7 protein-coding genes and 1 pseudogene are annotated in these 9,233 nt (G+C 57.7%); 2 read left to right on the top strand and 6 right to left on the bottom strand.

Annotation, left to right across the window (positions count from 1 at the left end):
* Window positions 1-761, top strand: a 761-nt coding sequence (locus tag L3X40_RS19725; protein ID WP_237367109.1) for an outer membrane protein assembly factor BamB family protein, incomplete at its 5' end; no start/stop codon positions are given.
* A gap of 130 nt (window positions 762-891) precedes the next feature.
* On the opposite strand, the gene L3X40_RS19720 is transcribed toward L3X40_RS19725, so the two are convergent.
* Together L3X40_RS19720 and L3X40_RS19715 are read right to left on the bottom strand one after the other, a co-directional pair.
* Window positions 892-1,761 (bottom strand): alpha/beta fold hydrolase, encoded by an 870-nt coding sequence (locus L3X40_RS19720; RefSeq protein WP_237367108.1) that lies wholly within the window; start codon window positions 1,759-1,761, stop codon window positions 892-894.
* The gene (locus L3X40_RS19715) at window positions 1,758-2,555 is read right to left on the bottom strand and encodes a crotonase/enoyl-CoA hydratase family protein (protein WP_237367107.1); all 798 of its coding nucleotides are present in this window, start codon (window positions 2,553-2,555) and stop codon (window positions 1,758-1,760) included. The genes L3X40_RS19720 and L3X40_RS19715 overlap by 4 nt, the downstream gene beginning before the upstream one ends.
* Before the next feature lie 240 nt (window positions 2,556-2,795).
* On the opposite strand from L3X40_RS19715, the gene L3X40_RS19710 reads away from it, so the two are divergent.
* Window positions 2,796-4,061: an acetyl-CoA C-acetyltransferase gene (locus L3X40_RS19710; RefSeq protein ID WP_237367106.1), complete on the top strand. Its 1,266-nt coding sequence runs from the start codon at window positions 2,796-2,798 to the stop codon at window positions 4,059-4,061.
* A 124-nt stretch (window positions 4,062-4,185) separates the two neighbouring features.
* Here the strand turns inward: L3X40_RS19710 and L3X40_RS19705 are convergent.
* The 4 genes and pseudogenes from L3X40_RS19705 to L3X40_RS19690 form a co-directional block, all read right to left on the bottom strand.
* Window positions 4,186-6,636, bottom strand: a pseudogene (locus tag L3X40_RS19705) (CaiB/BaiF CoA transferase family protein).
* A gap of 463 nt (window positions 6,637-7,099) precedes the next feature.
* Window positions 7,100-8,167 carry an LLM class F420-dependent oxidoreductase gene (locus tag L3X40_RS19700; protein WP_237367105.1) on the bottom strand — a complete coding sequence of 356 codons (1,068 nt, stop codon included), beginning with the start codon at window positions 8,165-8,167 and terminating at the stop codon, window positions 7,100-7,102.
* Window positions 8,168-8,206: 39 nt separating this feature from the next.
* Window positions 8,207-8,503, bottom strand: coding sequence for a carboxymuconolactone decarboxylase family protein (locus L3X40_RS19695; protein WP_237367104.1), 297 nt, complete (start codon window positions 8,501-8,503; stop codon window positions 8,207-8,209).
* Between the two features lie 84 nt (window positions 8,504-8,587).
* Window positions 8,588-8,896, bottom strand: coding sequence for a putative quinol monooxygenase (locus L3X40_RS19690; RefSeq protein ID WP_237367103.1), 309 nt, complete (start codon window positions 8,894-8,896; stop codon window positions 8,588-8,590).
* Window positions 8,897-9,233 lie beyond the last annotated feature (337 nt).

Raw genomic sequence — 9,233 nt, 5'->3', positions numbered from 1 at the left:
GATCTGAGGCTTTTTGTTCAATCCAACTGGTACAGTTTTACACCGGAATCTTGCACAATTTTACCCCGACGTTGACACCAGGTGTAAAGTCGGCTATTGCCTATCCCGGTTTTCTGGGTGGAACCGACTGGGGCGGCGTGTCGGTGGACGTCGATAGGAAGCTTCTCATTGTCAATTCCAATCATGTGGCCAATCGCAATTCATTGATTCCACGCAAGGAGGCCGATCGACTTGGGGTTCGTCCGGCGGACCTGAGCAAGGACATTGCGCCGCCGCACGGCTTGTCGGCACAAGCCGGGACCCCCTATGCGGCCAAGCCGTCGCCCTTTTTGTCACCTCTGTTTGCTCCATGCCAGGCACCGCCCTACGGGCGCTTGACGGCCGTGGACATGATCAGTCGCAAGGTGGTGTGGTCACATCCGATCGGTACGGCGCGGGACAGCGGACCGATGGGCCTATCTTCGCAACTACCGATCCCCATGGGAACGCCCAACATGGGTGGCGCGGTTACCACACGCGGCGGCCTCATATTCATTGCCGCCACCCAGGACCGTTATATTCGGGCATTCGACAGTTCGACGGGGTCTTTGCGCTGGAAGGCCCGTTTGCCGGCCGGAGGCCAGGCTACGCCGATGACATATGTTTCACCCAAGAGCGGACGGCAATTCGTGGTGATCGCAGCAGGCGGGCATTTGATGCTGAATACCAAAATCGGTGATTATATCGTGGCTTACGCTCTACCAAAGGATAGAGCGGACTGACAGAGGGGCGATTGCTCCATCCGGCAGACGAAGACGGGCAAGGCCGAAGGCCCGTGCCTGCAGCCCTTGCGCGGTTTTCGATGCATCGCACAATCCGCGCACCGCGCCTATGCCTGGAGCGTTCCTTCAGTCAGGGAAGCAGTCCCCTGACGGCACTGACAAATGCCAGAGGCTGATCGACCATAAGATGGTGACCGGCAGAGGGTATTCCGACAAAGGGAGTTTGCGGCGGGGTCATATTGCGGTTCGTCTCGACGACTTCCGGGGTTATAATCGCGGATTGCTCGCCCCAAACGAACGCTAATGGACACTTTGCGTTTCCAAGCGCATGCTCAACAGCGTCATCGGATATGAGGCCCCGCGTGGCATCTGAGTCCGGGTCGAAGGACCAACGCCAACCACCGCTTTCCACCTCCGACAGCGAGTGCAGACCGATGAAGTTGAGCAGCCACGGGTTAGGGCACTCCTGTGCCGGTCGCAGCCGGAAACGAGATACCCCCTCTTCGCGGGTTGCAAAAATGGGGCTGACCCACTTTTTACGGTTGGTGAAGGGATCGACCGGAGGTGGTGCAAAACCAGTATCTGCAAGAATCAATCCTCCGAAACGCTCGCCCCCTTCCCCGGCAACCTCCAGCAGAGCGGGCAAGCCACCGATCGAGTGCGCGACGATCCACGGCTTTTGCGGCCCCGCAAAAAGACCCAGCGACTCCGCTGCTGCTGCAAGCTCCTTACGGTGTATGTCGTAGCTGTACTCTGGCCGCCAAGCCGAATGACCCATGCCCGAAAAGGAGAATCCGCCCACGCGATACTGATCGGAAAATAGCGGCGCGAACGGCCTCCACCAGTCCGCATGGGCACCGTTACCGTGAACGAACAGAAGGCCTGGTCGCCCGACGTCACCCCAGGACAGCGTTTCAATCTCTGCACCCTCGACAAGGATCTTCTTACGCGTGACGGGCGCCTCGATCGCCGCGTTGAACCACTCCGGAGCGCCGGTCATGCTCCTGTGAACCTTGCCTGCCGTTTGTCAGCTGCGGCATCCAGCCCCTCTCGGTGATCCTCCGTCATGTGCAGCAGGGCCTGTGTCGAAGCAGCGAGGTCAAGGGCCGCGTCATAGTTGCTCGTCTGCCCTTGCCGCATCATACGCTTGGTCAGGCGCAAGGCCTGAGGCGGCATTGCTGCAATCCTGACTGCCAGAGCCATGCTTTCATCGATCAGCGCTTCCGGCGCGACGACACGGCTAACCATGCCCCATTCACAGGCAGTGTGAGCATCAATCACATCTCCGGAAAAAAACAGCTCGGCAGCCCGGCTGTGACCAATGACCCGTGGAAGCAGCCAAGCGCCCCCGTCGCCCGGGACGAGCCCAAGCTTTAAAAAGACCGCACCAAAACGAGCATTCTCGGAAGCAATACGAATGTCGGCAAAACAGGCCAGATCACATCCGAAACCGATAGCCGGCCCGTTAACCGCGGCGATCAAGGGGACATCAAGGCCGTACAAGGCATGAGCGATGGCATGAATCCGTCTGCGGTAGCCGTTGCGAAGTTCGATCCCATTGCCGGAAAATGCACCGGTCCGTTCGCGCATCGCCTTGAGATCCCCGCCAGCGGAAAAGGCCTTCCCTGCCCCGGTAAGAATTATGCAGCGCACCTCATTATCCTCGTTCAGTGCGCTGAACAGCGTTGCAAATTCTTCTCCGTCGCCCGAATCACCCAAAGCGTTACGCTTGTCGGCGCGATTTATCGTGACAATAACGACATGACCGCGCCGTTCGACTTCAAGTAACTTCACTATATTTTACCCCGCACACGCTCTGACAGTTTTGACCGGCGTTCGAAACGCACTATGAGTTGAAGCCGGAAAGTTTCCGACGGTATCGCTCCATAACTTATCTACCGCGATCACCACAGTTTATGGCACAGGTCCGTGCGCCCGCGCTATTGAAAATTTTGTTGCGTGATCCACCTCATCCGCTAACGAGTGGCCTATTCCGAAGTAGGCGTTCCCGGATTTCTTGTCGAGGAGGCACATATGACTGAAGCTTATATTATCGATGCTGTACGAACCCCGCGTGCGATCGGCAAGGTTGGTAAGGGTGCCCTTGCGCATCTCCATCCACAGCACCTCGCCGCCACCGTTCTCAAGGCGATTGCCGAGCGTAACAAGCTTAACACGGCAGACATCGATGACGTGATCTGGTCGGTCAGTGTCCAGAAGGAAACGCAGGGCGGCAACATGGGGCGGCTTGCTGCGTTGGACGCCGGATACAGCCCCAAGGCGTCCGGCCTGACCCTGGACCGTGCATGCGGCGGCGCAATCACTTCGGTCAGCCTGGGGGCTGCCCAAATAATGACGGGTATGGAAGATCTCATCGTTGCCGGCGGCACCGACATGATGAGCCTTCAGGCACAGGTCGCACAGCGCGAGATGGATTCAGGCACCTTCCTGCCACTCGGTGCTGGTAACTCCCGCCTGCAGGCTAAACACCCGCAGTCCAACCAGGGCGTTTGCGCTGACGCCATCGCGAGCCTCGAAGGCATCGATCGCGACGCACTGGACAGGATCGGTTATGAGAGCCAACAGCGAGCCGCAGTCGCTATCGCAGAGGGTCGGTTCGACAAGAGCACTGTTCCCGTGCTGGACGATGACGGAAATGTCATTCTCGATAAGGAAGAGTTTCCGCGGCCTCAGACGACACTCGAAAGTTTGGGGCAGCTCAAACCCGCTTTCGCCGCGATAGCGGAGATGCCGGCGGACGCCGAGGGTACGACATTCAGCCAGATCATCACACGCAAATATCCGGATGTAACGATCACGCCTGTCCATCATGCCGGGAACAGCTCGGGCGTGGTCGATGGTGCGGCGGCTGTACTTCTGGCTTCCCGCGCTTATGCGAAGGAACATGGCCTCAGGCCGCGCGCGCGCATCGTCGCCACCGCCAATGTCGGCGATGACGCCACGCTCATGCTGAACGCGCCCGTTCCTGCTGCACGAAAGGTACTGGAAAAGGCCGGCCTGGCGATCTCGGACATCGACTTATGGGAGATCAACGAGGCCTTCGCCGTTGTAGTCGAAAAATTCATCCGCGACCTGGGTCTTGATCGCGCCAGGGTCAATGTGAACGGTGACTCGATCGCGCTGGGCCATCCCGTGGGCGCAACCGGGGCGATCCTGATAGGAACCGTTCTGGACGAGCTTGAGCGCACGGGCGGCAGATACGGCCTTGTCACCATGTGTGCAGCCGGCGGCATGGCTCCCGCCATCATTATCGAACGCGTCGACGACTTCGTCGACTGATACAATCACTGGCCGGGGAGCCGCCATAGGTGCTCCCCGGCCAGTGAGAATTGCTGCCCGAATTGGTCGGGCTGACCAGCCGCCATGCACCGCTAACACTCGCGCTGCAAGACGGCACAATTCCTCAATTGATCATGATAACGCCCTTGTCGGCAAAGTCGCCAATTTGCTGCTCGGTGTAGCCCAGCTCTGTCAAAACAGATTCGGTTTCCTGACCGCAAAGTCCAGCACCAGCAGCCACAGTTCCCGATCGCGAAAATTCGACGAGTGGCTTGAGTCGGGGCACTTCGTCGAGGATCGGATGCATGACCGAAGTCATCCATTCCAGCTGCCTGCCGAGCTTGTTTTCTTCACAATAGTTCGACTCAAGCGGTCCTCGCGCCGCCACGACGCAGCCCAAAGCTTCAGATGCGATAAGATCTTCCCATTCCTGCGCTGCCCTGGTGGAAAAGATCGCAGACAGCGCTTCAATAAGGTCGTTGGCGTTGCGGCGCCTCGATTCATCGCTGGAAAAACGCGAATCCGCCGCTAGCGCTTCGCCGCCGGGCAACAGCGTCATGAGCTTGCTCCACTCGTGTTCGTGCTTGATAGCCAGGAAGATAAATTCCCCATCCAGCGCGGCATACAGGCAGTAGAGCGCATCGAAGCCATAAATTTCCTCATCGACGCATGCCGGCGCTGGCCGTCCCTCATATTCGATCGCGATATCCGAAAGACCGTGTGCCGCGCTCGACAACATCGATGTAAGCAACTCCTGCCCGCTACCGCCCCGTTTTCGGACGAGAATTGCAAGGGCCATTGCGCTTGCGACAGTAATCGCCGCCAAACCGTCTGCGTTGCCGACCCCCATCGCCGCCGTGGCCAGACGCGCGGCCGAATCGCGGATTTCCCGAATGGAAAGATCGCCTTCCGGCGTGTTTCCGCCTGCATTCCGCCACGCAAGGCCAGACGCGGCACCAATCGTCGGTGCGAATGCCGGACGGCGCGCGTAAGGCCCGTTGATGCCGTAGCCGGGCGCATTCATGTAAATAAGGTTGGGGTTGCGCTCTCGAAGGGTCTTGGCGTCCAGCCGAAGGCGCTCGGCCGATCCTTCGCGAAACGAGCAAAGGACGATATCGGCCTTGTCGATCACGCGCATCGCAATCTCGTGTCCTTCGGGCGTCCTCAGATCGACCGCGACCTACTCTTTGCCATACATGCATTTCATTGCCCCCGCTTCGGGGAACGGAAGCATGTTGCGCATAGCGTCGCCGGTCAGCTCTTCCAGCTTGATCACACGAGCGCCAAGTTCGCCAAGTAGCGTCGCACCATAGGGCGCCGCATAAAAGCTGGAAAGCTCGACAATAGTCAGTCCTTCGAAAGGGGCCTTGCTGGACGGGTCTTGGCGAACCGAGGTGCGTTTGCGCTCTGTCGCGACCTCGCCCGCCTGCGCCCGAATGTCAGCGTCGAACTCACCAAGACGCGGTGCAGGCCGCCGAACCTCTGCGGGCGTGGCAGAAAAATGGGCCAGCGGTCCGGGTAGGCGCACAAGTCCTCGCTCCTCATCCTGCAACTCGATGACCATCTTGTTCCAGATCATCTGCGGATGGTGAAGCAACTCGCTATCCTTGCGGAATACCTCGCCCCATACGTTGGGATCCTTTTCGAACTCGGCCATCCATTCGTCGACCGTCTTTTCACGTACCTTGTTGAGCAGAATTTCCCAAAAGGCGATCCGCTTGTCGATGTCTTCGAACTCTGGCGCGGTTGACCACTCCGGATCGTCGAACATCCAGGAAAGACCGAACATCTTCATCATGGCCTTGAATAGATGATTGGCGCTCTGGGAGAATTGCAGCCAGCGTCCATCTTTCGTAAGCGCGATCAGCAAGAGGAACGAGATACCGCCGGTCGGCACGTTGTCGACCATTCGCGGCGTCTGTACCATCCCACCAGCGAAACGCTGCGCGAGCGTCCACATCGGAATGCCGAAAATGTCGTAGATCGAAAGGGCCTTGCCCATATTGACTTCGACCTTTTGACCTACGCCGCTATCCTCGCGCTCGGTAAGCGCGGCAATAGTCCCCTGGATGGCCAGCTGACTTGCGGCGAAGCATGCGTAATCGGTGGCACAGAAGCACGGCCCCTTGCGATCGGCGAGCCCTTCGAGGCTCCAGTACATCCCCAACCGCGCGGCGACAATGCCTTCATACCCCGGAAGATGCGACAAGGGGTTGCCGCTACCAAAGCCGGTGATGGAGACATAGATCAGACCGGCGTTGCGTTCCACCAACCGCTCATATCCAATCCCGAGCCGATCGGTCACGCCCGGGCGGAAACTGTCAATCACTACGTCGGCATCGTCCACCAGACCCAGGAACAGTTGCACATCATCTGAAGCTTTAAGATCGAGTTGAACCGAGCGTTTGCCCCGACCCCATAAAGGCCAGGCGGCGGCTGAACGAAGACCTGCGCCGCCCGGCCTTTCGATCTGGATCACATCAGCGCCAAAGTCGGCAAAAAACTGACTTACCTGAGCACCTGTCCGGGCGTCGGACAAATCCAAAATTTTCAGGCCCTTTAGCGCAGTCGTCATTTTCCACTCCAATCCCAAGCAGGCCCATATTCAAGAAAAATCACGATGGATCAGGCATCGCCCGCGATCAACCATGTTGGTCCGCAACCACTGAAATTCTTAGCTGACGCGTCAGAATATCTGGCTCCATTTGACGCAGCGCGTATCGAGCGGGGGCCGGAAGACAAAAAGCAGGTTCGATCTCTGTGATGTCGCCCGATACAGCATGATTCTATATAATGGGAACGTGTCTGTCTTGCCTTGAGGACAAACTGGCGCGGCTGGAATCAATCGCACATCACTTCGAACTTAGAAAAGAACAGGTAGCATTGAGCGACGCTGCCAAACTGCCATCCGCGATTCATCACTCGTGCGAACCGCGCCCCTCATCGAGAGCTGACCAAAAGAAAGGGCGGAACCCCGAAAACACCGAGCTCCGCCCAAAAATCCGAAGTAAAGTAAGATGCCGCGCAGAACCGCAGGGTCAACCGCCTGCGATTTCCGCCATCAGTTCGACCACGTCGTCGGTCGGCCGGTTGAGCGACAAGCCCTTGAGACCGAGCGACGTCGTGTCCTCCCATGCTCTCCAGCGTTCACGGATGCGCTCGGGCGGTCCCAGCAGCGCCTGATCGTCGACGAAATCATCAGGAACGGTGGCTTCAGCTTCTTCCTTGTGGCCGGCCAGGAACAATTCCTGAATTCGCTTCGCCTCGGCCTCGTAACCTGCGGCCACCATCATGTCGTTGTGGAAGTTCTTGCCCTTGGCACCCATCCCGCCGACGTAAAGCGCCAGTTGCTTCTTGAACGGCGCCATTGCGGCGCGCACGTCACTGTCGATACGAACGGACAATGTCCCGTGGATCTGGAAATCATCGAGGGTCTTGCCATCCGTACGACGCGCGATCCCTTCCTGAAGAAGTGTCGAAAAACGCTTTGCCGTATTGGGCATCCACTTGGTATCAGCAACCCAACCGTCAGCAATTTCACCCGTCATCCGCATATTGGTATCGGTGAAGGTACCAAGCACGATCGGGATGTTGGGATTGCCGTGGAGAATGCTCTTGAGCGGCTTGCCGAGGCCGGTTGCATCCGGACCACGATAGGGAAGGACGATTTCCTTGCCATCATGGGTTACAGGCTCCTTGCGCTCGAGGATTTTTCGCACAATCGCGACATAGTCACGAATTTTAAAATTGGGTTTACCCCACGGCTGGCCATACCAACCTTCGACAATCTGTGGGCCCGAAACACCGAGGCCGGCGATCATTCGGCCTTCGCCGACCATGGCGTCGATCGTCTGGATCGTCATCGCGAAATTGGCAGGTGTCCGCGCCGCGATCTGACAGACCGCTGTCCCCAGGCGCAAACGCTTGGTAAGGGCGCCGATGTAGGCGAGCGGCGAAAGGGCGTCGGACCCGTAAGCTTCCGCAGTCCATACCGAATCATAGCCCAGCTCTTCCGCTCGCAGAATCTGCTTGATCGGCAGGGCCATTTTGGCCTCGGAGTAGTAGAGGTTAATGCCCAGTTTAACAGGAGAATTTAAAAGCTTCATATCACACCATGTCTCGCCTTCCGATTATCTACCTATAGATCAATAGTTAGAATTGTAAAGGTGCTTTCGGCCACGATCTGCTTGGCTTGGCGATCGATCATCAGACATAATCCATGCCTTGCGCGACAGGTTGGCTGAAACGGACGGATAGCCACTCACCTGATAGATGAGCTGCTCCAGCTCCTCGATTGTAGCCCCGTTTCGTATCGCCGCCGGAAAATGAATGCTGAGTTCGTCTGTGGCGCGAAGCGTGCACAATATCGCAACGGTAATGAGGCTTCGCGTGCGCAAACCAAGCGACTTGTCTGTCCACAATGGTTCGAACTCGTTGTTCATGGCCCGTCTGGGAGAGCACGGGTGTCTCCCAAGTGTGAGGGATGAGTAGGCTCAATTTCACGCAGCCTTCCTTCGCTAAGTCAGTCAGGCGACCATCGACCAGAATTGGGGGCGCGACGGCTTTGCTAGCGCAGTTACCATTCCGTCCATCGAGCCGGTCTCCGTGCGCCAGGCGATATATTTCTGATAGGCTTCGACGCTGTCCCAGTTTTCGAGCAAGATAATGCGATTGGGATCCTCATGGCTGCGATAGGCGTTTACGCTGCGGCATCCCGGAAAGGCGCGCGTTTCTTCAAGAGCTGCCGCGAAGCCCTTGATCATCGGCTCTACTGCTTGCTCTTTGAGCTCCATCTCGAATGTTACGGCTACACCGCAGTCTGCATCCTGTGACATCGTCTCTCCTCTACCCTATGGCTTGAGCGCCCGCCGACGGGCAACCCGAGCGGCTTTCGGTTTCTCCTCAAGCAGGCACATTGGTCACAACCGCTTTGGCCTGCAAGCCTTGTATCTGCCAGAAAACGCTTCATCCGCATCGCCTAGAAGTCGTTAACTTAGCCCTATCTTTCGGTCATCAAAGCCGCACCACATGGCGATCTTCAACCAATTCCATGCGGCTGACGATTATTTGTGGATCGTCACCCGCTGCATCAACTCAACTGTCAACGTCGGGGTAAAATTGTGCAAGATTCCGGTGTAAAACTGTACCAGTTGGATTGAACAAAAAGCCTCA

It is taken from the genome of Rhizorhapis sp. SPR117, from assembly GCF_021742065.1.
This window is presented reverse-complemented; position numbering and strand designations above follow the sequence as displayed.

Excerpts from the sequence above, each read along its gene's own strand:
- L3X40_RS19720 (WP_237367108.1), bottom strand. The coding sequence starts at position 1,761 with ATGACCGGCGCTCCGGAGTGGTTCAACGCGGCGATCGAGGCGCCCGTC.
- L3X40_RS19710 (WP_237367106.1), top strand. The coding sequence starts at position 2,796 with ATGACTGAAGCTTATATTATCGATGCTGTACGAACCCCGCGTGCGATC.
- L3X40_RS19700 (WP_237367105.1), bottom strand. The coding sequence starts at position 8,167 with ATGAAGCTTTTAAATTCTCCTGTTAAACTGGGCATTAACCTCTACTAC.
- L3X40_RS19690 (WP_237367103.1), bottom strand. The coding sequence starts at position 8,896 with ATGTCACAGGATGCAGACTGCGGTGTAGCCGTAACATTCGAGATGGAG.
- L3X40_RS19695 (WP_237367104.1), bottom strand. The coding sequence starts at position 8,503 with ATGAACAACGAGTTCGAACCATTGTGGACAGACAAGTCGCTTGGTTTG.